We start from the raw sequence: 23,350 nt of genomic DNA on the forward strand, positions 1-23,350 counted from the left end.
AACTTCTGTAAGAGCAGACGGTTGACCCTAGTTATCAATGAAATCATGCTGTTCGGAACTGGTTCCCAGCGGTCTTCGGTGTGCTTCGGAACTTCCGGACGCACCCTCATGCCGGGATGGTCGACGGCAACCGCGTAACGACCCTGAACAAACATCAACGGATCGCCTTCGAATGTACAAACATTCAAAGCGCGCCCCACTTTGATGACGTGATCCCCACCATCGTAGGAATTTTCAGATTGGCATTCGATATGGGCAAGTGCGCCATCGATCGTTGGAATATCATTCCAGCCTGGCGTCGTCGCTATCTGTGCGAATTTGTCCGGGGCCGGGCTGGCGAAGTGCCGGGACAGATCCACCTGATTTTTCGCCAATATGTTGATGACGAATCCTTCGGCGTTCTGGAAAATGTCGAAGCTTCGTGAGGTCCGGCTGATAGACCAGAGGACGAGGGGAGGTTCGAGCGACACTGAGGCGACTGAATTGACGGTGGCGCCCGCGTTCTTTCCGTGGTGCCGAGTTGTGATGACAGCCACACCAGTTCCAAAGAACCCCAGACATCTCCGGAACAATCGGGTGTCCTCGGCAGGGTTGCCTTTTTCGATCATCTTGAGACTGCCCATTTCGATCCGTCCATCAAACTAAGGTGTCGAATAAGAGGTGAGCGACGATGGGTTTGCGCCTTCGGCATCAGTCGCCTTTGCGTCGTGCGAATGCTTCCGTCAGTTTGGGATCTTGTACGAGAGCATCGAGCCAGCCGGTATCCAACTTCGGAACAGAGGCGAACAGGAGTTGTGAATAGGGATGAGCGTCCGGACAGCCGATCTTTTCAGGCGGAGTCTGCTCTATTTTCTCACCCGACAGCATGATGGCGACGTCATCGCAAATTGCGCGCACCGTCGACAGGTCATGGCTAATGAAGAGATAGGAGAGTTCCAATTCGCGTTGTAGCTCTTTCAGCAAATCAATAATCGCCGCAGCAACAACCGTGTCCAAAGCCGATGTGACTTCGTCGCATAGTATCAGCTTCGGTTCCGCTGCAAGTGCGCGTGCCAAATTGACTCTCTGCTTTTGTCCCCCGGAAAGTTCACTCGGTAAACGAAATTTTACGGTACGAGGGAGTTGCACCATGTCGAGAAGCTGATCGATCCGTTTGGCGCAAGATTGCCCATTCATGCGGTGATAAAACTGGAGCGGTCGCGCTAGAATATCCTCGATCGATCTGGCCGGATTAAGAGACGTGTCGGCGTATTGGAAAACGATCTGGAGTTGGCGCAGGGCCTCCCGGCTGCGTTGACGAACGTCAAGAGCAAGCTCGCTGCCATCGAAGATGATAGTTCCAGATGACGCTGGCAAAATGCCGGCGACTGCGCGAGCCAGGGTGGATTTGCCAGATCCGGACTCGCCCACAACGCCGAGATTGCGGCCCTTTGGTATATTGATGTCAACGGACTTTACGGCGACGACTTGCGGCAATCCATCATCCGTCTTGGCGCCATAGCCAGCTACCAAATTGCGAACCTCCAAAATGGTGGAGTCACTTTGGGTTGTATCACCGTCTCGTCGTAAGGATGCAGGTTCAACGGCGCTGATAAGGTCTCTCGTATAGGAATGTACAGGCTCTTTGATGATCTGTTCGGTTTTTCCAACTTCCTGGATTTCGCCATTCTTGAGAACAATGATGCGATCAGCGATCTGAGCGACAACCGCAAGATCGTGCGAAACATATACGCCCGCTATGTTTCGCTCGGCTAATACGGCTTTAAAGGCACGCAAGACCTCTATCTGCGTTGTGACATCCAGGGCTGTGGTCGGCTCATCAAAGATCAGCAACTTCGGATCGCTCATGAGAGCCATTGCCGCAGCAAGCCGTTGCAACTGGCCTCCGGAGACCTGATGTGGATAGCGGTCTCCGATCGTCTTGGGATCTGGCAACGCCAACGCACGGAAAAGCGCAACGGCTTTGATGCGCGCCTGATCCATTGAAATCGTCTTGTGAATGGCGCCGACTTCCGTCACCTGGTCAATTATCTTTTTGGCGGGGTTAAAAGCCGCGGCGGCACTTTGTGGAATGTAAGCAATTTCATTACCCCTGAGTCGTGCCCTTTCGCGCTCCGGTAATATCACCAAGTCGCGATCATCGAACATCACCTGGCCGCCACTGATCCGGCAGCCTGGGCGTGCATAGCCCATCAACGTCAGGGCGATCGTGGTCTTTCCCGATCCGCTTTCACCGATCAGGGCAACAACCTCACCCGCAAAGATGTCGAAGGACACATTGCGGATGATTTCGACTAGCCGTCCGGAATCCGTCTTGGCGTCGACCTTCAGTTCTCTAACTTTGACAAGCTCCTGCATTACTCGCTCCGGTCACGGATTTTCTGCGGAAGATTGTCAATAAGCAGATTGACGCTGATCGTAAGGGTAGCGATCGCGAGGGAGGGAAACATAACTGCTGGCGCTCCAAAGGAGAGGCCATCAAGATTCTCCCGGACCAAGGCGCCCCAGTCCGCGTTTGGCGGCTGCACGCCAACGCCAAGAAACGACAATCCGGACAGGAGGAGCACTATATATACGAACCTCAAGCCAAAATCGGCGAGAATGGGAGCCAAAATGTTCGGGAGAATTTCGGATCGAATTATGTATCCTAGACGCTCGCCTCGAGCGCGTGCAACCGTAATATAATCCATGGTATTGATGTTGACTGCAAACGCTCTGGCAAAGCGATAAGAACCCGGGGTGTAAATCACCGCCAACGTCAAGACCAATACCGGGAGGGATGATCCCGCACCGGCAACCACGACCAGGCCGAAGAGTTTGCTGGGAATGGAAATCAACGCGTCCATCACACGACTCACTATCGTGTCAAACCAACCGCCAACCACCGCGGCCATCATACCCACCACAACTCCGTTGAAGCAGGCGATGAGTACGGCAATAAGAGAGATGCCGACCGTAAAGCGCGCGCCCATTATTATGCGGGAAAACATGTCCCGTCCGAGATAGTCAGTGCCCATCCAAAAATTCCAACTGATGGGGCCGAAATAGTTGTAGTCGACAATCTTTCCGATCGGATAACGGACCACCAGGGGGGCAAAGATCGCCAAGAGTGTCCAAGCTATGATGACAGCAAAACAGGCGATAGCCACCCTGTTGAATTTGTAACGTGACCTACGGCTTGCCACGGGGATTGCATCTGTTGCCTTCATCATCGCAGTCTCGGGTTTGAGAGAATTGCTACGATATCTGCGACCGTAACGAGCACGAGATATCCAATGCAAAAGATCATGGCGCACGATTGTATGAGTGGCAGATCGCGCGTCGCCACAGCATCAACCATAAGCTTTGCTATGCCGGGATAGTTGAAAATGGATTCGACAATTATCACGCCACCAAGCAGGTAAGACAGGGAAAGTGCAATCGCGTTGAAGATCGGCCCGAGAGTATTGGGAACGGCGTGCCTGAATACCATCCGGCCCCGCGATGCACCCTTCAGCAGTGCCATTTCAACGTAGGGGGTGTGGAGGGTTTCGATCACGGCCGCGCGTGTCATGCGGATCATCTGCGCCGAATTGACTAAAATCAGGGTGATCACCGGCATCGTATAGATACGAAGCAGATCGCCTATTGAATTGATATCTGCCGCGAGCGAGAGGGCCGGAAGCCATTTTAGATACACGGCGAATATCAGTTGAGCGGCTGTCGCTATGAGGAACTCAGGTACCGAGATGAATCCAACGGTAAGAGTGGATACCACTCGGTCATAAACGGTGCCTTGGTTTATTGCGGCGGCAATACCAAGCGCCAGAGATAACGGCACAGATACTATGGCTGTGACAAGACCGAGTTCGAGGGTGTTTACCAGGCGCCGCCCAATGAGGTCGGCAACTGGCATATTATTGGAATAGGATCTTCCAAGATCGCCGGTCAGGAGCCCGCCCAGCCACTTCAAAAACTGGATGATCGCCGGGTCATTGAGATGCATTGCGTCGCGCAGGCCAGCGACTGCTGCCGGGGTGGCTGCTTGACCTAAAAGAATCTCTGTTACATCCCCTGGCAAAAGCGAAGTCGCAAAAAATATTGCGAAAGAGACAATTACCAGTGTCAGCAATGCGCTTGCCAGCCGTCGAAATAAAAGGTCGAGAATCGCACTGTTCATACTGATTTCTTATGGGATGTCGCTATTGCTGATTGCGAGGGGGGAGGGGCGTCGAGCCACATATGCTGCCCAGGACCAGTGGCAGGAACGAATATTTTTTCATCGAAGCTCTTCCCTTGGAACATTGACCCTTCATTTAGAAGGCTCGCGACACCGTTCAGAAAGACCTCCGGAGATTCGACATCTTATAAACCCTCTCTCGAGCTTGTTCCGAGATATAGAACGCTTGGTTCGAATGTTGACACAAGGCCGGTGCTAATGCAAATTGTTTTTGTCGGCCATCCTGTCGACCCTACCGAGAAGAAAGATCGAGTTGTCTGCCACGCTCTCCAAGGGATTGTTGATCCTCGAAAACCTCGCGTCATCGCCCGCGCCAAAGGGCCTGACCGCGATTGCGTCTGAAGCTGAGCTTACAAAGTCGAACACCCACCGAATTCTCGTGACGCTCAAAAAATTCGGTTTCATTCAGCAGGAAGCTGATCGCAACTATCGCTGCACGATGAAGCTCTGGAAGCTTGGCTATACGGTTCTCACGCAAACCGATTTGCCCTGTGTCACGTCTCCGGCCATGCGCTTCCTGGCCGACTCATGCAACGAGTCGGTCCACCTGTCGGTGCTGGATGGACTCCAGGTCCTGTATGTCGACAAATTGGAGTCGGATCGCCCGGTCAGGGCTTACACCCAAAAAGGTGGGAACTCGCCACTTCATTGCGTCGCGACGGGCAAGATACTCCTTGCCTACAACTACCGGTCCTTGCGGTCGAGTGTCTGCGCAAAGTTGCAACGGTACACCAGTGCAACCATCACGTCGTCCAAGCGTCTCGACAAAGAGATGGAATCCATCGTGGCCAATGGGTACGCAATCAATTGCGGGGAATTTCGTGAGGAAGTCTACGGCATCGCCGCGCCGATTTTCGACCCCATCGGCAACACCATTGCTTCGATCGGAATATCAGGCCCGTCTACGAGGCTAACGAACGAGACGATCGAGAAAATGGTCCCGAAAGTGGTTCAAGCCGGTAAGATGGCCACGGCGGAGCTGGCGGGCCTGAAGCCTACTTTCCGCGCTGATAAGTGAGGTGAACTGCCCAATCCAATGTTCGCCATGGCGCGCTTGCGATTGCAGTTCAAAACAGAACTAAAGTGGTACTCATTTACGCAGCGCATAATCGATATTTCGTAATATTGTTATCATGAGAAAGAGGAACTGGTAAGTCTAGGTGTGCGCAATGACAATGAGCATCGTGGGAACGAGTCGAAGCTGTCGTGTGGGTGAAGCTGCTTTGCTATCCAGAGGAAGAAACCAATGCAATATACTGCCAGTCCCGATCACAATTTGCCGAAAGTGAGGAGACGAGCGGATTCAGCAGCTCGTGCATCGACTTGGTTCAAGCATACGACGGCACGTCTGGCGGCGGGTGTTGCTGTAGTAGCATGTGTTGAATTTGGAATCCCCAATGGGATTTTCGTCAGTTCGTTGCCCCCCCTCTTGACCGATACGGCGAGTGGGCTGTTTTGCATCAGAAACGCCGCTTACAGTCCTGAAGCACTGTCCCGCTCGGATCATCGCAATATCGCGATAATTTCCGATGCGGATCAAATAGAGGCTGAGCGATTCTCGCGCGCCGAACGCTTTAGCGAGCGATTTGATCCTTCGACCTGGACCCGGGAATGCGGACAACTACCTGAAAATGCCCTGATCTCCATAATCGGGAGCATCGATAGCCGCGTCGATGCGGGAGCCAAGCATCCGACGCAGAGCCGCCGACCCACTGGTCTATTTCGACCGGCGTTATCATGCGTTGAAGATCTAGATCCCTTTAATTTCACAAAGCAGAAAGTAGCAGTATGACTGACATGTATGCGGACCCATTTCCATCGGACACATCCAGTCTTGACCGTAGCCTTGCCGAGCTACGCGAGAAGTTCAGCAAAACCGCCGCACACTATGATGCCACGGGCACGGTGCCGGCGGAAAACTTCGAAGCCTTGCGCGAAAAGGGATTGCTAGCCCTCACCATTCCGGTGGATCGGGGAGGAATGGGAGGCGAACTTGCGACCGCTGCAAAGGTGATCCGGGAAATCGCCCAGGGAGAACCGTCGACCGCTTTGATCCTGGCGATGCAATATATGAGTCTGTCCGGCATGGATGGCCTGGACAGGTGGCCCAAGCATATTCGTCTGATGTTGGAGCAGAGTGCGATAAGCCATGGAGCGTTGGCAAATGCTCTTCGTGTCGAACCGGAGTTAGGAACTCCGTCTCGTGGAGGATTGCCTGCAACGCTGGCGGAACGCACAGGCGATGGCTGGGTCATTACGGGCAGGAAGGTATTTTCGACCGGGAGTCATGTGCTGAATTATATGCTTGTGTGGGCAAGGACCGATGATGACCGACCGCTGGTGGGATATTTCTTGGTGCCCAGAGACGAACCGGGAGTGAGAATAGAGGAATCCTGGAATCACCTTGGAATGCGCGCGACCGCAAGTCACGATGTTGTCCTCGAGAAGGTCAAGATACCATTGGACCGCGCGGTAGACATCCGCCAACCTACCGATTGGCAAATAGCCAACGACCGTCAATCGGCATGGATGGCAGTTCTGCTTGGTGTCCTTTATGACGGTATCGCACAGTCAGCCCGTGACTGGTTCATCCATTTCGCGCAGACGCGAACGCCCTCCAATCTAGGTGCCGCATTGTCGACCCTACCACGGTTCCAGGATCTGGTCGGCCGGATCGATGCGCTTCTGTTGGCCAACCGTAGTCTTCTGAAAACCGTCTGTGAGTCGACAGATAACGGTACGCCCCCGCCGACGACAGACGCCCTTCTCATGAAATATCTTGTGACCAAGAACGCGATCGAGGCGGTGTCGACCGCGCTGGAGTCGATCGGGAATCCTGGGCTGACCCGGCATAATGAGCTTGAGCGACACTACCGCAATGTGTTGTGCAGTCGTGCCCATGCTCCTCAAAACGATTCGATATTGATTGCCGCGGGACGATCTGCATTCGAAGCAGCCGCGCAAAAGGTGAATGTGCCCAAGCCGCCTCGACTTTCCGGTTCACCCATCTGAGGCCGTCGTAGTGAACTTTTACAAACCCCCAGGTCGTCCTGACAAACTGATCGACCCATGCATTTTGCCTGTGTTTATGCTCTGTCGATGGGGCTGGTAAGTTGACCGATACCGTTGTTTGCAAGAAAACACGCGATGATATTCGTCCGGTAGTGTCGCGCTTTGCGGAAATTATTCGCCTGGAGGTATCGAATTCTGCTGGAAATGCGCCGTCACCCTCGGACCATTGGCGCTAAATAGAGGATGCGAACCAAGGTTGTTCATCTCTACGACGCATGGCCCGGCAATCAAACCATCTGAACAGGCAAGCGTCGCGCTCGAACCGGACATCCAAAACGCTCGTCGCAAACCCGGCTTCGTCAGACTGTTTCGATAAAGCGTGTCAATGACGTTTGGGCCGCTATGCCGACCAAAAGTTAGGTGTCGTGCCCTTGCGTATGATGCGTTATTCGCGCTGCGGTGAACGCCCATCTAACGTGTCATCTGGATTTTTCAGGTGGCACAGCAAACTCACTAAGCATCCAATTTCGCACGTCCTCAACGTGTCGAGCTTGACTTGGCTGTGATCGCGAAGCCACGATGTAGAACCCCTTTTCGGTCTTCACTTCCAGATCAATGGCTCGAACCAAGGTGCCTTTCTTGAGATGAACGCTCGAAAAGTTTTCCCAGCCCAGCGCAATTCCTTCGCCCATTATTGCCGCTTCGAGCAACGGCTGGTAGTCTGAAAACCGAAGTCGTTCCCTCGTATTATATCGCGTCAGGCCCAGGTGCTCGAACCACTCGCGCCATCCTATGCCGCGCGGATGCGCTTCTGCCAAGTGTAAGAGAGCACGGCTCGCCAGATCCTCCAGCGACGTGATTTTTCCATTTTTCTTCAAATATGATGGGCTGCAAACCGGAAAGACGATTTCTGGAAACAGGTACCACTTGTTGAGGCTGGACCAGTCGCCATGGCCAAGGCGTATGGAGATGTCTGCGCTCTCCTCGTCTGGATCGACTTCGTGATCAACGATCCTGAGGTTAAGATCGATGTCAGGATATCGTTGCCTCAGGCTGCTCAATCGGGGTAGCCATATTTCCGAGGCTTGGGCAGCCGAAAGACACAATGTCACCACGCGCTTGTTCGTTGAGCGCTTTATTTCGAGCAACGCGTTTTCGATCGCGCGAAATCCAAAATCCAGCGCCTTCGCCAAGATCAGGCCGCTTGGTGACAATTCCTTACGACCCCCACGACGAAGGAACAGTTCGACACCCAGCGCCTCCTCAAGTTTTTTGATTTGATAGGAAATTGAGGGTTGGGTGACATTCAATTCCGCAGCACCCGCCCTGAAGCTTTCACACCGCACCACCGCTTCGAAGGCGAAAAGCGCATTCGGCGAAGAGATCATGCGTCGTAATTTATTTTCCGCTCCAAGTTGGCGTGAAGGCGCTCGCGCGCCGGAGGTTCCCGATTGCCAATCATCGTCCATAGAACTCTCGCGCTCTGTAAAAAGACCCGTGTTTGCCAGGATCCTTCAACATCCCACTCCGAGATGTCGTCATCAATCCAATTTATCATCCTCGCAAATTTTTGCGAGAGGCGACGTCGCATAATTCCTTTCTTACAGGGCTGAAAGTTTTATAATTTTTGGAAGGTCCAACCAAGGTTCCAGGCTTGGGCCTCAGCGAATATTTTTATCTGCCAACTCGACCAGCTACAAGGGGTTTCGATGTCCAATGCCGTTGGCCGCCGCCAAGGAAGGGAAAAGCGCAAGACTGACAGAGCCGACAGGCGCGCCTCGCTTCGCTTGCCCCACGTTAAAAACGTTTTGCCATTTACGGAAGTTCTAGACGGCGAGAGCTTCACGCGCGTCCACAACGCAGCCATGACCATTCTCGAAGAGATTGGAATAGCTTTTCGTTGTGAGAAGGCCCTGGAAGACTGGAGGAGAGCTGGCGCAAAGGTGAAAGGCAGTCTCGTCTTTCCCGAGCGCGGCATGATCGATGAGCTAGTCGCGAAGGCGCCCAAGCAGTGGGAGTTCGCATCGCGCAATCCGGACCGGCGGGTGAGCTTCGGCGGTCGCGACACTCTCTTCAGCCCGGTGCAAGGCCCCCCCTACGTCCGTGACCTCGAAGGCGTGCGCCGCGAATCCACGCTCGAAGACGTCCACGCCTTCAATAAACTCGTTCAGAAGTCACCCTGTTATCAAATAGGGCCCGGCTTCATCGTAGAGGCGATGGACATTCCGGTGCCTCATCGGCACTTGGAATGGATAAGAAGCACGCTAGTCCATACCGATCTTCCCTTTTTTGGGGTTCCGAACAATCCGGAATACTCTCTCGACTGTTTGGAGATGACCCGGATCGTGCATGGGCGTGACTTGGTTGCCAACAACGCCGTATTGGTCAATCACATCAACTGCGTCTCGCCGCGTATGTGGGATGACGTTCTCCTGCAATGCGCGAGGCACTACGCCGATGCGGGACAGGTCTGCCTGATGTCTCCCTTCGTCCTCGCGCAGGCAAATGCTCCGGCCGATATCGCCGCGTCCATAGCCCAGCTGTCGGCCGAGGCGTTGGCGGGAATCGCCTATATGCAGATCTACAAGCCCGGTACGAAGTGTGTCTTCGGGCAGTATACGGCGTCTACCTCACTGAAATCGGGAGCCCCAATGGCGGGTGTGCCCGAGATTGCCCTCATTCAGTACGGAGTGGGACAAATGGCGCGCCACTATGGCCTGCCATGGAGGACCACGGCTGCGCAAGCCAGTTCGAAGGTTTTCGATGCGCAATCAGGTTATGAAAGCGCAATGGGAATGTATACGGGCATTACCGCTGGGGCCAATCTCATGCTGCACGCCGGTGGTTGGGACGAAAGTGGCCTGGTCACCTGTTATGCAAAGTTGATAGTCGAGGCTGAGCAATGTGTCCTGTATCACAGACTTGCTCAAGGCGTTTCCTTGGATCGACTAGATGCAGCCATGGAAGCGATCCGGCGTATCGAGCCGCAGGGCCATTACCTGGGGGATCCATTTACCATCGAAGTGTTCGAAGACAGTTTCCTGATGCCCGAACTGTTCGACTACGACACCTATCCGCAATGGAAAGCGAATGGTTCCAAAGATGCCGCCACGCGCGCTCGGGAAAAGGCCAAGGCAATTATAGCCGAATACGAGCCACCCCCGATGGACGAGGCAGTTCGAGAAGAACTCGACGCTTTCGTAGATCGTCGGAAAAGAGAAATCTCGCCTGAAATTTCATAGTTTGAGCGAGAAGTTTAGCGGCAAAGACTGAGTTTCTGCAAGCCTGACGGATGTGTAGGAAATGCTTGGGATTTTAAGCAAATCAACGTTGGGAAAGCTAGAGACATGAAGCGATTCGACGGAAAGGTGGCGCTGGTTACCGGCGGGCGCAGCGGCATTGGACAGGCCGTTGCGCGCAGGCTGCGGGACGAAGGCGCGCGCGTGCTTACGGCTCAGCGGGGAGTCGATCAGGAATTCGACTGGATCAAGGCGGACTTCACTGACCCGAACAGTGGCGCCAGAGTCGTCGCTGAAACAATAGACAAGGCCAACAGGCTGGATGTCCTGGTTAACAACGCCGGTGTCATGCAGGAAGTCCGTAGCGAAGAGATGTCTCTCGCGGAGTGGGAGCGTACCCTGACGGTGAATCTCACTACGCCTTTCATGCTCACGAAGGCGGCATTGCCGCATCTGCGGGCCGTAAAGGGAACCATTGTCAACATTGGATCCATCGAGGGATTGGCATCCAACCCGCAGCATGCGGCTTATTGTGCGTCGAAGGCGGGACTGCATGGGCTAACGCGCGCGATCGCGGTCGAATGCGGTGCGGAGGGGATCCGCTGCAATGCTGTTGCTCCCGGCTGGACGGACACTGATCTCAACGTGGCTTTCATCGCCAATATGCCAGATCCGGCGAATTTTCGTCGAGACGTCGCAAAGATCCATCCGGTCGGCCGTACCGGCACACCAGAGGAAGTGGCTGCACTTGTTTCCTGGCTTGCATCGGATGAGGCCTCCTTTGTCACTGGCCAGGTATGGGCAATCGATGGCGGACGCACGGCCAAGCTGAGCTTGCCGCAATGAAACGCGTTTTCGAATTTTTCAAAACTGCCGTGCGGGTGAGGATAACGCCGGGTTCGTTAAGCGGACATTTGACGCTTTCAAATGTCATGGGAAACATGGAAAAAAGACATGGCTAAAAGAGCGGACACGCTAAAGCTTGGAGCGTTCTTGATGCCTGCTGGTCATCATCTGGCGTCTTGGCGCGATCCAGAGGCCCAAGCTGATGCCGGAATGAATATCGGACATTACGTTGACGTCGCGCTAACAGCCCAACGTGGGCTGTTCGACATGATATTCCTTGGCGACAGGATTGGTTTTGTCGCGGAAGAACGAGAAATTCTGAAGAGAACAAATAGAAATATCGCACACTTCGAGCCCATTACACTTCTGGCCGCTCTATCTCAGGTCACTCAAACCATCGGTTTGGCCGCTACGCAAACCACCTCCTTTATGGAGCCATATAATCTCGCGCGTAAGTTCGCTTCTTTGGATCATGTGAGCAGGGGGCGGTCAGCGTGGAATATAGTCACATCTCACACCAGGGACGAATGTCTGCAGTTTGGTAGAGATGAACATTTTGAACACAGCTTCCGCTATGAACGAGCCCAGGAGTTTGTCGAAGTCGTCTGCGGCCTTTGGGACAGTTGGGAAGATGATGCATTTCCCATGGACAAGGAAGAAGGCACATATTTCCGACCTGAGAAGCTCCATGTGATCGAGCATCGAGGTCAGCATTTCAGCGTAAAAGGCCCGCTCAACGTCGCCAGACCACCGCAAGGCTGGCCCGTTCTTATTCAGGCCGGCACCTCAGGGCCCGGGAAAGAACTCTCGGCAAGGTTCGCCGATGTCGTATTTACCGCGGAGCAAGATATCAAGCCGGCAAAAGAGTTCTACTTTGACCTGAAGTCCCTTACCGCCAAATACGGGCGCGCTCCTTCGGACATTAAGATTATGCCTGGCGTTATGCCGGTCATCGGGCGCACCCGAGCCGAAGCCCAAGATAATTTCGGAAAGCTTCAGGACCTCATCCATCCCGACGTTGGGGTCAATCTGCTTTCACTGATGATGGAAACTGATATGTCGGTCTATCCGATTGATGAGCCATTCCCCGATGTCGACGTAACGGGTAAATGGAGCCGCGCAAAGATGATCCGGGATCTCGCACGACAGCGGGGTTACACCATAAGAGAAGCTTACAAAAACGTCGGAACAGCAAGGGGTCACCGGACTATTGTCGGTACGCCGGCAGATATTGTGGACGGGCTGGAAGAGTGGTTCGACGCTGAGGCTGCTGACGGGTTCAACATAATGCCTCCCGTTCTACCCGGCGGTTTAGAAGTTTTCGTTCAAACCGTTATTCCGGAGCTCCAGCGGCGAAATCTCTTCAGGACTGCGTATGAGGGGATCACGCTACGCGACAATCTCGGCGTGGCGCGTCCGCGCTTCGGTGCGAAGAATGGAGCGCACAAAATCTGATCGCCGTATCCAAGCTGTCGATCGGCGGTGATCCGGCGTTGGAACGGATTTTTGCTAAAACAACAACAGGGAGGTTTCGATGTCAGAACAGATCAGCAACTGGACCACCGCACACGAGAAGAATGTGGAAGACGCCATCCGTCGTGGCGCAACCCGCCGTGAATTATTGAACATGTTGATGTTCGGTGGCCTGGCAACCGTGGCTGGAATTGGTCTTCTTGATAATGCCACGTCAGCGGTAGCTGCCACTCCCAAGCGTGGCGGCTCAATCAAGGTGGCCGCCTGGAATTCCTCGACGGCCGAAACGCTCGACCCCGCCAAGGCCTCGTTACCAATCGACCATATGCGTTGTGCCTCCGTTTACAACCGTCTCACCTTCCTCGGCGAAGACGGGGAAACAAGTATGGAGTTGGCTGAAAGCATCGACACGAGGGACGCTAAGGTATGGACCGTAAAACTGCGCAAAGGCATCACATTCCATGACGGAAAGTCCCTTACATCCGCGGATGTGATCTTCTCGCTGAAGCGGCACCTCGATCCAGCGGTCGGCTCTATTGTCAACACCATCGCGAAGCAGATGACCGGCTTCAACGCCGTTGACGACCACACGGTAGAAATTACGCTCGCCACACCGAACGCCGACTTGCCGACGATCCTGGCGATCAATCAATTCCAGATCGTCGCCGACGGAACCACCGATTTCTCCAAGGGCAACGGGAGTGGTCCCTTCATCAGCAAAGTTTTCGAGCCAGGTGTCCGCTCTGTCGCGGAACGGAACCCGAATTACTGGAAGCCGGATCTGCCCTATCTCGACTCCTTCGAATTGATTGCGATCAGCGATGACACCGCGCGCGTCAACGCGCTGCTTTCGGGTGATGTCCAACTGGCCGGTAGGCTCAATCCGCGCTCCCTCCCGTTGCTTGACAACCAGCCCAATGTCAAAATCGTAAAATGGCTCCCAGGCAACTATACCGATCTCAATAGCCGGCTAGACATGGACCCAGGCAACAGGGCCGGTTTCGCGACGGGCATCAAATACCTTTTCAATCGGGAACTAATACAAAAATCGGTCTTGCGCGGATTGGCCGAAATAGCCAATGACCAACCGATCGGACCGACGAACGTCTATCACAATAAAGACCTCAAGCCGAAACCCTACGATCCGGATAAGGCCAAGTTCCATTTCAAGACGGCGGGTGTTCTCGGCACACCCATTCCGATCATCACGTCGGAAGCGGCGGTTTCCGCGATCGACTTTGCCACCGTGCTGCAACAAGCCGGCGACGAGATCGGAATGAAATTCGACGTTAAGCGCGTTCCGTCAGACGGCTATTGGTCCAACTACTGGCTGAAGGCACCTGTCCATTTCGGCAATCTCCAGACGCGGCCGACTCCGGATATCATCTTTTCGTTGCTTTACACCTCGGACGCCCCCTGGAACGAGAGCCACTATCACTCGGAAAAATTCGACAAGATGCTTCTTGAGGCCCGCGGCATGCTGGACCGAAACAAGCGCAAAGAAATCTATGACGAAATGCAGGTCATGATCTCCGAGGAGGCCGGGACAGCAATTCCGGTATTCATGTCCAACATAGACGCGATGTCTTCGAAGTTGCAGGGCCTAAAAGCAAATCCGCTCGGCGGGTTGATGGGCTTTGCTTTCGCCGAATATGTCTGGCTGGAGGGCTGAGGGAAAGGCTTTGGCTTGATACGATGCCGTTGCTGCCTGCAAAAAAAGCCGGCAACGCGTATACATTCGGAGGCTAAATATGGGCGACAGGCTCACGGAACTCCTGGCCCTTAGGTTCGGATGCGAGCAGGCAAGCTTCGCGTCCGTGTCGCCGCCCGCGGCCGACATTCTGGCAGTCTTGGCTGGCCACCGCGTACATCGTGGCTTCCACGGACGGCCGGTCCCCGACGATCTCGTCAGGACACTGGTGGCGTCGGCGCTTTCGGCGCCGTCGAAAAGCGATCTCCAGCAGCGCGACATTGTCATCGTCGACCGCGCCATCCAGCAAAAGATCGCCGACCGCGTTCCACAGTCTCCGTGGGTGCGCGATGCGCCGCGATGTGTTGTCTTCTGCGCAAACGGGCGACGCCTTTTTAGCCTGTTCGAGCAACGAAATTGGCTTTTTCCAAACGACCATTTCGATCTGTTTTTCAATTCTATCGGCGATGCGGCGATCACGCTTGCATGGTTCATCGTCGCCACGGAAGCCGTCGGTCTCGCGGGATGCCCTCTGAGCGAGATCCGCAATTTTCCGGAAAAGGTGTCGGAATGGCTTTGCCTTCCCGACAAGGTGATACCTTTTGCAGCCTATTGCTTTGGGTGGAGCAAGGACGATACGCCCCTGACCCCCCGACTTCCCCTGGAAATGACGGTCCATGCCGGACGTTTCGACGATGCAAAGGCGATAATCTCGATCGACGGTTATGATCGCTGCAGAGCGCGTCTGCAGCCCTCAATCGAGCAGCGCGCTGTCGACCGTTGGGGCGCGTCGCCGATTTATGGTTGGTCGGAAGACAAAGCCCGTCAGTATTCCGTCGAGCAGCGCGCTGGTTTTGGTGCCTTCGTTCGAAGCAAAGGGTTCAGCACGGAATAGCCGTGCTGTCTTGGGTATCACGCCATGGGCTTAAACGAACCCACTCGTTGGACAGCAACCCGTAAACCGCGTCCTACGAAGGCGCTTGAATCAGGAGGTAAGCTCAGGCGCCAGCGACATCTGTAGGGCCTAGTTCTAAGCTTTCGGATGAGGCTCGCCAGCAGGCGATTCTGTGCCCGTTGCCGGACTGTCTAGTAGGCGGTTGCGCCTTTCCACAATCGGGCAGTGCGACTGGACAGCGGCCGGCAAACGAGCAACCCGACATCTCTGGTGTGATGGCCAGATCAAGTTGGGCCGGCGCTTTCGCCGTGGTGGTGTCGTCCAACGAGCCGACAGAAGAAGCTTGGTATACGGATGATTGGGCCCGCGAAAAATCTGCTCGGACGAACCGGCCTCGACCAGTCTCCCGCGGTAGAGTAAGTACGCCGATCCTGTCAGCCATCTAGCGGACCACTCTCAGATCGTGGCTGACGAACAGATAGGTCGTATCATTGTCGCGCTGCAGGTCGTTGAGCAGGTTGAGCACGGTTGCCTGCACGGAAACATCGAGCGCCGACGTTGGCTCGTCCAGCACGACAATCTTGGGTGCGCCGGCAAATGCGCGCGCAATGGATGCTCGCTGCCGCTGGCCGCCAGATAGCGAACGCGGCTTCTGCTCGGCGGTGGCGTTATCAAGCCGAACCGAGGCAAGAAGGTCGCCGACGCGCCGCCTCACCTCATTGCGGCCGAGGCCGCACAGCCTGCGCAACGGGCGTCCCAGAATCCTGCCAATCCGCTGGCGCGGATTAAGCGTGCGGTCCGGCGACTAGATTTATGCATTCCACATTGGCCGGGGATACGGTCCACACGCTCATTATGACTTCTGGCCCGCAAGGCGAGAAGTCATTATGAAAACAAACGATCACCGCGAGGTTCTCGACGCCATCAATGATCGTGGAGTTAAAAGGTTGGCAGTGCCGAACAGAGCAATGCGTCACGTTGTTCATCGTCCGAAGGAGGAGGATGCTGCGTTCGACCGCATTGCATCAGCGTTCCTCTATTATTCCGCCGGGCGCGTCGACAATGCCGATGTCCTGATCTCCGGATTGGATAAGCGCACAGAATTCAATCCGACGAAAACGCTTCGGCCAATCTCCGAATTGAAGTTAAATCGGATCTCGTTCTTGACAGGGCGTCCGATCAAGGAGGCGGAAGACACATTCCTGCACTGGATAACGGAACGTGACGGAGACGTCACGGACCAGGACCGGGCGATGGCGAAAGATAGACGCGCTATATTGAGGGTCAATGATCTGGTACAGGAAAGCTACCGCAGGGTCAGTGCCCAAGAAGCACTCAAGCGGCTGGCTTCCGCTGGCTTTGATCAAGCGTAGCCCGCGACCACGGCCCTTGAATGTTGACTCAGCCCGGCTCGAATTTTCAATCCGCAAATGTAGTGGCAACACGCCGGAAGTACTTGTCTAAAGATCCGCTAAATGGTCGAGGCAGACTGCTTTTACTCCTCTAGCTCAAGCGCCAGGTTTCGCCAGATTGCTCGCCTTTGAAGTGCTCGAGAAGTACTTTTTTCAAGCCGTCCTTTGGGGTCAGAGGGTCATCGAAATCGACCACAAGCCGAGATTGTGCGGTGGCCCAGCCAGACCCTTCGATCTGAACGCGCACCGCATCAAGCCCATGATAGGATATTTCTTCGCTTAAAGTGGCTTTCAGGGATGTTCCAAAAATCGATGTGGTCTTGAGCGTTTCTCCCGGCGCCAGCTTTGTCCGATCGTAAAGCTGAACCAGCATCGCCGTGGTCGGTACGCCAGCGGGGGATCGAACGACGCTGTCGCCAGGGAAAACATAGTTGCAGCCGCGGCACTCGAAAGTCGCTTCCGTACCCTTTTCAGGCTCTCCTACAAATTGGACAAATGACAAAGGGCCTTCATCCCCGAAAACCGGATGAACCACTTTTACCTTCCGGCGCGCTTCCGCGAGAAACGCTTTCGCAAACCTGACGAGCGCCTCCTCCTCATCTCTAACCAGCTTGAAGCCGAAATCGGAGGCTTTGACGAGCGGGTAGAATGCCCCGGTCCACGCTATATCGAATTGAACAGTTCCAATGCCGGGCACGTCCACCGACTGATTCCTGGTGTGGAGAAACGATGGTGTGTCCGACTGGTAACGGATGCCCAGTACTTTGCCCTTTGCGGTCACTCTAACCAACCCGGCAGGCGCTTCGAGGGCGATCTCGGTCGGCCCATCCTTCATCGGTATGCAGCCAGCTTCCAGGAGCGCAATGGCCGCACTCATTGTATTGGTGCCGGACATGTACGGGTAGCCCATCATCTCCATGATCACGTATCCTGCAGCAGCTCCCGCAATCGACGGAGGCACGATGATGTCCGCATAGAGTGAGGGATGTCCGCCTCTCGGTTCATGAAGAAGCAGCTTGCGCAGACCGTCCGCTTCGTCCCGCAGATACTCCATCTTTTCGCGCACCGTAAAACCGGGAATGCTTCCGACGCCGCCGAGCACGATACGGTGGACGTCGCCGCCGACGTGAACATCGACCACATCAATGAAGCCGCGATTGACCTCGGCACCCACGCGAACTTTATCCAACGGGCTTCTCCTTATCCGAACGCTATTTGAGCGGTCGCCGCCTACAATATGGTTACTTATTGTCCTTGGAAAATAAGAGCAAATGCCTCTGATATTAGGCGGACCATTGGTCAATTATTGCAAATAAGGCGCTTTCAATCTGATTAATCATTTTTAGTGCTCTGTCGCCCAACGTCAGCATAGTGATGCGGGTACTTGAACACAGACCGGATCGAGCCAAATTAGGAAAGTACGTGAGTGAGCGCGCCATCCATGGTCGATGTGATCCGGTCGATATCATCGGCTGATGCAACAAGGGCAGGGGATAGGCATAGCGTATTGTTCAGGCCGTAGAGCGAGCGATTGGTAGCGCCGATGATCACGCCCCGGGCGAGGCATTGGGCAACGACGGCCTGGACAGTTTTCTCGTCAAGGGGCTCCTTGGTGACGCGGTCTGCGACGAGTTCCGCGCCCAGAAAGAGACCTTTGCCTCTTACGTCGCCGATCACCGCGTGCTTGTCCATCAGCGACCGCAGATTGGACAGGCAGCGCTCCACCATTGCGACGGCATTTTCCAGAAGATGTTCATCCTCGATGATGCGCATGTTTTCCAAGGCCGCGACCGGGCCGGATGTGCAGCCCCCAAACGTCGAGATGTCCCGGAAATAGCTCATGACTGCCGCGCTCGCAGGCCTGCTTGTTAGGATTCGCGCCCTTGAAGGAAGGCAGGAACGCGTGGTGGATGTTGGTGATGCGGCCCGACAAGATCGCGGCGGCGATTCCGCGGGCCGATTTGCACGAAAACGGTCAGGACGAGATTGGCGGTAGTCACAAGTCGCTCCGAATGCGTAAACAAGCGTGGGGCCATGGCGGACGTTTGTCCGGGCGGACGAACTCCACGGCAGTCTTTGCTCCCGCCCCGGCAAATCTGGGGGATTTTATGCGACACAGTTGTTGCCAAGATTTACCCACCGTGAAAATAATGCAATAAAATTTCACATAAAAAAGTTTTTCATTCTTCTCGGCGGTGGAATTTGTCGGCAACGGCTCCGCGTCGGCCCAGGAGTCGACTTCGACAGCGAGATCATTCCACTAAGCGCAGGCTTGCAATCACCCGATGAGGGGCCAATTTTTCAAAGCGATATGGACGAGACGAGATCGGAGGAAGCCGGATAATATTCAATAATGTGGAGGGGTTATGACCCACACCACCTTGGCAGGCTCTTGGCCGGAATTCGCGCAGCGATGGACTTCCGTACTCTTGAACGAGAAGCTGTCGCCCGTGTGCAAGACGAAATGTTGACCAGACACCCAAAGATCTAACGTGCCGCTTATGACCAAGCCTGCCTCAACCCCGTCGTGACTGTAGTCGCCACTGTCTGCGCCGGGTTCGACAGTGCTCATCAGCATTTCGAGCGGGCCACTTAGATTGGGCAAAAGCAGCTCTTCCTGAATGCCAAGCTGTGTGAATGTGAGCTTACGCCTCTGGTCTGCTCGGACGACGATATCCTTCTCGCCACCTCGAACATCTGGCGCGTGAAAAAACCAGTTGATTTGGACACCCAGGGTGGTGCTGATTCTCTTCAAGGTGCCTATCGGCAGCTTGGATTGGTTGCGCTCAATTTGGCTGAGATGGCCTATTGATATTCCAGCGGCGCCTGCAACTTCTTGAAGTGTCATTCCTTTCGCTTTACGCAATTCCCGGATTTGCGACCCGACATCGTCGGTGGAAAGATCCTCTTTCGATCCATTGGATTGGTGCAAGGCGCGGGTCGGCATATTCAGTCCTTTCAATCAGTGGCACGATTACCCTTGTGAGCCGCTGGAGACAATGTTCCTCGCTCCCTCCTTTGCTCCGTCAAGCCGACAGTGTTTTAACAATGTCGTCGTCATGAAAAATCGGCCAAAATTTTCACCATTGCAAAAATGCTTTCATGGTCGTAAAGGATCGATGCTGCATTTGTTGGGAATTACGCCGTAGGTTCCGGCATTGCCGGATTGGATGTCCCGGTATGAAGGTTCCGGCCCTGCTCGTCGACTCCAAGGTGAAGGTCCCCGCCTGGTCGCAAACCGGGCGTCAAGGCCGAGACGGTCGCCGAGCTGTTTCCAAAGCTCACGACCCCAGGTCGGCGTGTTGTGAGGCGAGAAAGGCGGGACATAATAATGGCCGTTCATGCGGCAATGCGATCCAGACGGTTCAGCCAACTTAGGGCAAGAGGGCCGTCCCGGTGCTTACAGCTTCGTTCTCCCTAGGCTCCCAAAGGCCCAACTGCTGCCGTTGAATCGATTTCAACGGCAGCTCTTTTTCCAATCCCCGGTCTTCGTATACGACGCTTTGTCGTGGCCGGACCGCCCGTACTCAGGTTTAGAATTCGGAAATAGAAATGACCAACATTCCCACCAAGGCTCGTGTCGTCATTATCGGCGGCGGCATTTCCGGCTGCTCTGTGGCCTATCATCTCGCCAAGCTGGGATGGAAGGACATCGTGCTACTCGAGCGCAAGCAGCTGACCTCTGGAACGACATGGCACGCCGCTGGACTAATCGGCCAGTTGCGGGCCTCGCAGAACATGACGCGACTGGCGAAATATTCGGCCGACCTCTATGTCAAGCTGGAAGCGGAGACCGGCATTGCCACCGGGATGCGCCAAAACGGTTCGATCACTGTGGCGCTGACGGAAGAGCGCAAGGGAGAGATTTACCGTCAGGCCAGCCTGGCCCGTGCCTTTGACATCGATGTTCACGAAATCTCTCCGCAGGAGGTCAAGAACCTCTATCCTCATCTCAATGTCTCCGATGTGCTCGGAGCAGTGCACCTGCCTCTCGACGGTCAGTGCGACCCGGCGAATATCGCAATGGCGTTGGCCAAAGGCGCACGCCAGCTTGGCGCCAAGGCGATCGAGAACGTCAAGGTTACCGCGGTGCACGACCGTGACGGCCGTGTCACCGGCGTTTCCTGGATGCAGGGCGACGAACAGGGCACGATCGAGACCGATCATGTTGTCAACTGCGGCGGCATGTGGGGACGGGATCTTGCCAGCCGTTCCGGGGTCACGCTGCCGCTGCATGCCTGCGAGCACTTCTACATCGTCACCGAGGCAATTCCTGACCTTGCCCGCCTGCCTGTGCTGCGCGTTCCAGATGAATGCGCGTACTACAAGGAAGATGCGGGCAAGATGCTGCTCGGCGCCTTCGAACCGAAGGCCAAGCCATGGGGCATGGATGGCATACGCGAGGATTTTTGCTTCGACCAGCTGCCTGAGGATTTCGAGCATTTCGAGCCGATCCTGGAGAAGGCGGTCAACCGCATGCCAATGCTGGAAACAGCGGGTATCCACACCTTCTTCAACGGTCCCGAAAGCTTCACGCCCGATGACCGCTACTATCTTGGCGAAGCGCCGGAGTTGAAGGGCTACTGGGTCGCCGCCGGCTACAATTCCATCGGCATCGTCTCCTCAGGCGGAGCGGGTATGGCGCTGGCGCAGTGGATGAACGACGGCGAGCCGCCGTTCGACCTGTGGGAGGTCGATATCCGTCGCGCCCAACCGTTCCAGAAGAACCGTCGCTATCTCAAGGAGCGCGTCTCGGAAACGCTCGGCCTGCTTTACGCCGACCATTTTCCCTATCGGCAGATGGCAACGTCGCGCGGCGTGCGCCGCTCGCCCCTGCATGAGCACCTGAAGGCTCGCGGCGCTGTGTTTGGCGAAGTCGCTGGCTGGGAACGCGCCAACTGGTTCGCCAAGGAAGGCCAGGAGCGCGAATACCGCTACAGCTGGAAACGGCAGAACTGGTTCGAGAATCAGAAAGAAGAACATCTGGCGATCCGCAATGACGTCGGCCTGTTCGATATGACGTCTTTTGGAAAGATACGCATCGAGGGCAGCGACGCGCTGGCCTTCTTGCAACGCGTTTGCGCCAATCAGATGGATGTCGCTCCTGGCAAGATAGTATATACACAAATGCTGAATGAACGGGGCGGCATCGAGAGCGATCTGACCATCACCCGCTTGTCGGACACAGCCTTCTTTGCCGTCGTCCCCGGCGCTACCTTGCAGCGCGATCTCGCTTGGATGCGCAAACAGATCAAGAGCGAAGAGTTTGCCGTCATCACAGACATAACGGCCGCCGAATCCGTTCTGGTTCTGATGGGACCGAAGGCCCGTGCTGTCATCAGCCGCGTCAGTCCGAATGATTTCTCCAACGAAGCTTTCCCGTTCGGCACCGCGCAAGAAATCGAAATCGGCATGGGTCTCGCGCGTGCGCATCGCGTAACCTATGTCGGTGAACTAGGCTGGGAGCTTTATGTCTCCAGCGACCAGACAGCACATGTCTTCGAGGCAATCGAAGAAGCTGGCCAGGAGTTCGGCTTGAAGCTCTGCGGTCTTCACACGCTCGACAGTTGCCGTATCGAAAAAGGCTTCCGGCATTTCGGCCATGACATAACTGATGAGGATCATGTTCTGGAAGCTGGACTTGGATTTGCCGTCAAGGTGAATAAGGGTAATTTTATCGGGCGCGATGCAGTGTTGCGGGTAAAACAGGAGGGGCTGAAGCGCCGAATGCTCCAGTTCCGATTGAAGGACCCCACGCCTCTGCTCTTCCATAACGAGGCGTTGGTCCGCGACGGCAAAATCGTCTCGATCATTACTTCCGGCAACTACGGCCACTATCTTGGTGGCGCGATTGGCATGGGATACGTGCCCTGCGAAGGTGAAAGCGAGGACCAAGTTCTCGCGTCGGACTACGAAATCGAGATCGCTGGCGTTCGATACGAAGCCGAGGCATCGCTTCGCCCCATGTACGATCCGAAGGCAGAGCGAACGAAGATATAGACCCAGCAGTGCTACTATTTGGCAGAGGAGGGCGTGCAAGCTAGGAACGCTCTACTCTGCTCTCCAAGTTATACTTCCTTCGTCTCGGCTAGGATCCAATCTACCAGCGGGCTTGAACTCATCGAGCTTAGAACTTCGTTTGTAAGCGACAAAGAGGGGCGGTTATTTGTCCGAACAAGTGCGACAACTCAAAAAAATTGAAACCAAACGCATCGATGGCCGCTGCAATCAGATCTGCCAGACGTCCGAGCTGAATATGGATGAAGTTATGGTCATGGCGTCATCACTCGTCAGATTTTGGAGATGATCTTCATGAGAAGCCAGTTGTATATCGACGGGAAATGGACCGATCCCGTGCAAGGTCGGATGTTTGATGTCATCAACCCCGCGACTGAAGACATCATCCAGCAAGTCGGCGCGGGTGCGGTGGAGGATGTCGACGCCGCAGTTTCGGCGGCTCGCCGGGCCTTCGATACGGGCGAGTGGCCTAGACGTCATGTTCCGAGGCGGAGATCGGTGGCCCGCCCTTTCGTGCGATTAAAAGACGAGGGTTGCTCGGATGGG

The 23,350-nt window shown here is 55.1% G+C and carries 21 protein-coding genes and 1 pseudogene; 11 read left to right on the top strand and 11 right to left on the bottom strand.

Translation table 11 applies throughout. From position 1 onward, the window contains the following. The 4 genes from LB528_RS29215 to LB528_RS29230 form a co-directional block, all read right to left on the bottom strand. On the bottom strand, positions 1 to 623 hold a 623-nt coding region (locus LB528_RS29215), incomplete at its 3' end, for a flavin reductase family protein (protein ID WP_224717173.1). A 67-nt stretch (positions 624 to 690) separates the two neighbouring features. Then, positions 691 to 2,358: an ABC transporter ATP-binding protein gene (locus LB528_RS29220; RefSeq protein ID WP_224518458.1), complete on the bottom strand. Its 1,668-nt coding sequence runs from the start codon at positions 2,356 to 2,358 to the stop codon at positions 691 to 693. Continuing rightward, positions 2,358 to 3,212: an ABC transporter permease gene (locus LB528_RS29225; RefSeq protein WP_224717174.1), complete on the bottom strand. Its 855-nt coding sequence runs from the start codon at positions 3,210 to 3,212 to the stop codon at positions 2,358 to 2,360. The genes LB528_RS29220 and LB528_RS29225 overlap by 1 nt, the downstream gene beginning before the upstream one ends. Then, positions 3,209 to 4,159, bottom strand: a complete 951-nt coding sequence (locus LB528_RS29230; protein WP_224717175.1) for an ABC transporter permease — start codon at positions 4,157 to 4,159, stop codon at positions 3,209 to 3,211. Before LB528_RS29230 ends, LB528_RS29225 begins: the two co-directional genes overlap by 4 nt. 313 nt (positions 4,160 to 4,472) lie before the next feature. On the opposite strand from LB528_RS29230, the gene LB528_RS29235 reads away from it, so the two are divergent. The 3 genes from LB528_RS29235 (at position 4,473) to LB528_RS29245 (ending at position 7,231) form a co-directional block, all read left to right on the top strand. After that, a complete protein-coding gene (locus tag LB528_RS29235) occupies positions 4,473 to 5,237 on the top strand; it encodes an IclR family transcriptional regulator (RefSeq protein ID WP_224518455.1) in 765 nt (254 codons plus the stop codon). 228 nt (positions 5,238 to 5,465) lie between these two features. Beyond that, positions 5,466 to 6,011, top strand: coding sequence for a flavin reductase (locus LB528_RS29240; protein ID WP_224518454.1), 546 nt, complete (start codon positions 5,466 to 5,468; stop codon positions 6,009 to 6,011). Next, the gene (locus LB528_RS29245) at positions 6,008 to 7,231 is read left to right on the top strand and encodes an acyl-CoA dehydrogenase family protein (protein ID WP_224518453.1); all 1,224 of its coding nucleotides are present in this window, start codon (positions 6,008 to 6,010) and stop codon (positions 7,229 to 7,231) included. Before LB528_RS29240 ends, LB528_RS29245 begins: the two co-directional genes overlap by 4 nt. 479 nt (positions 7,232 to 7,710) lie before the next feature. Here the strand turns inward: LB528_RS29245 and LB528_RS29250 are convergent, their stop codons facing one another. Beyond that, on the bottom strand, positions 7,711 to 8,700 hold the full coding sequence (locus tag LB528_RS29250; protein WP_224518452.1) for a LysR substrate-binding domain-containing protein: 990 nt from the start codon (positions 8,698 to 8,700) through the stop codon (positions 7,711 to 7,713). Positions 8,701 to 8,940: 240 nt separating this feature from the next. Here LB528_RS29250 and LB528_RS29255 point away from each other — a divergent pair, with 240 nt between their 5' ends. The 5 genes from LB528_RS29255 (at position 8,941) to LB528_RS29275 (ending at position 15,374) form a co-directional block, all read left to right on the top strand. Further along, positions 8,941 to 10,473 (top strand): trimethylamine methyltransferase family protein, encoded by a 1,533-nt coding sequence (locus tag LB528_RS29255; protein WP_150828503.1) that lies wholly within the window; start codon positions 8,941 to 8,943, stop codon positions 10,471 to 10,473. A 105-nt stretch (positions 10,474 to 10,578) separates the two neighbouring features. Further along, a complete protein-coding gene (locus tag LB528_RS29260) occupies positions 10,579 to 11,316 on the top strand; it encodes an SDR family NAD(P)-dependent oxidoreductase (protein WP_224518451.1) in 738 nt (245 codons plus the stop codon). Between the two features lie 108 nt (positions 11,317 to 11,424). Next, positions 11,425 to 12,771, top strand: coding sequence for an LLM class flavin-dependent oxidoreductase (locus tag LB528_RS29265; protein WP_224518450.1), 1,347 nt, complete (start codon positions 11,425 to 11,427; stop codon positions 12,769 to 12,771). A 79-nt stretch (positions 12,772 to 12,850) separates the two neighbouring features. Further along, entirely contained in the window at positions 12,851 to 14,461 is a 1,611-nt protein-coding gene (locus tag LB528_RS29270; protein ID WP_224518449.1) for an ABC transporter substrate-binding protein, read from the top strand. Positions 14,462 to 14,540: 79 nt separating this feature from the next. Next, positions 14,541 to 15,374: a nitroreductase family protein gene (locus LB528_RS29275; protein WP_224518448.1), complete on the top strand. Its 834-nt coding sequence runs from the start codon at positions 14,541 to 14,543 to the stop codon at positions 15,372 to 15,374. Positions 15,375 to 15,509: 135 nt separating this feature from the next. Here the strand turns inward: LB528_RS29275 and LB528_RS29280 are convergent, their stop codons facing one another. Then, positions 15,510 to 15,812 carry a hypothetical protein gene (locus tag LB528_RS29280; protein WP_318012371.1) on the bottom strand — a complete coding sequence of 101 codons (303 nt, stop codon included), beginning with the start codon at positions 15,810 to 15,812 and terminating at the stop codon, positions 15,510 to 15,512. A 4-nt stretch (positions 15,813 to 15,816) separates the two neighbouring features. Further along, positions 15,817 to 16,122, bottom strand: a complete 306-nt coding sequence (locus LB528_RS29285; RefSeq protein ID WP_224518447.1) for an ABC transporter ATP-binding protein — start codon at positions 16,120 to 16,122, stop codon at positions 15,817 to 15,819. A gap of 139 nt (positions 16,123 to 16,261) precedes the next feature. On the opposite strand from LB528_RS29285, the gene LB528_RS29290 reads away from it, so the two are divergent. Next, complete coding sequence (locus tag LB528_RS29290; protein WP_224518446.1) at positions 16,262 to 16,747, top strand: hypothetical protein; 486 nt, start codon at positions 16,262 to 16,264, stop codon at positions 16,745 to 16,747. A gap of 130 nt (positions 16,748 to 16,877) precedes the next feature. Here LB528_RS29290 and LB528_RS29295 read toward each other — a convergent pair whose 3' ends face one another. The 4 genes and pseudogenes from LB528_RS29295 to LB528_RS29310 form a co-directional block, all read right to left on the bottom strand. Then, positions 16,878 to 17,975: a proline racemase family protein gene (locus tag LB528_RS29295; protein WP_224518445.1), complete on the bottom strand. Its 1,098-nt coding sequence runs from the start codon at positions 17,973 to 17,975 to the stop codon at positions 16,878 to 16,880. Positions 17,976 to 18,196: 221 nt separating this feature from the next. Then, positions 18,197 to 18,628 carry an aminotransferase class III-fold pyridoxal phosphate-dependent enzyme gene (locus LB528_RS29300; RefSeq protein WP_318011543.1) on the bottom strand — a complete coding sequence of 144 codons (432 nt, stop codon included), beginning with the start codon at positions 18,626 to 18,628 and terminating at the stop codon, positions 18,197 to 18,199. 4 nt (positions 18,629 to 18,632) lie between these two features. Beyond that, a pseudogene (locus LB528_RS29305) lies at positions 18,633 to 18,719 on the bottom strand (formyltransferase family protein); the annotation flags it as partial. A gap of 414 nt (positions 18,720 to 19,133) precedes the next feature. Continuing rightward, positions 19,134 to 19,733 carry a helix-turn-helix domain-containing protein gene (locus LB528_RS29310; RefSeq protein ID WP_224518444.1) on the bottom strand — a complete coding sequence of 200 codons (600 nt, stop codon included), beginning with the start codon at positions 19,731 to 19,733 and terminating at the stop codon, positions 19,134 to 19,136. A 605-nt stretch (positions 19,734 to 20,338) separates the two neighbouring features. On the opposite strand from LB528_RS29310, the gene LB528_RS29315 reads away from it, so the two are divergent. Together LB528_RS29315 and LB528_RS29320 are read left to right on the top strand one after the other, a co-directional pair. Next, a complete protein-coding gene (locus LB528_RS29315; RefSeq protein ID WP_150828495.1) occupies positions 20,339 to 22,786 on the top strand; it encodes an FAD-dependent oxidoreductase in 2,448 nt (815 codons plus the stop codon). A 312-nt stretch (positions 22,787 to 23,098) separates the two neighbouring features. Next, positions 23,099 to 23,350: aldehyde dehydrogenase family protein (locus tag LB528_RS29320; protein WP_224518443.1), on the top strand; the 252-nt coding region annotated here is incomplete at its 3' end.

Source organism: Mesorhizobium sp. CA4 (assembly GCF_020165075.1).
Classification (GTDB): Bacteria; Pseudomonadota; Alphaproteobacteria; order Rhizobiales; family Rhizobiaceae; genus Mesorhizobium.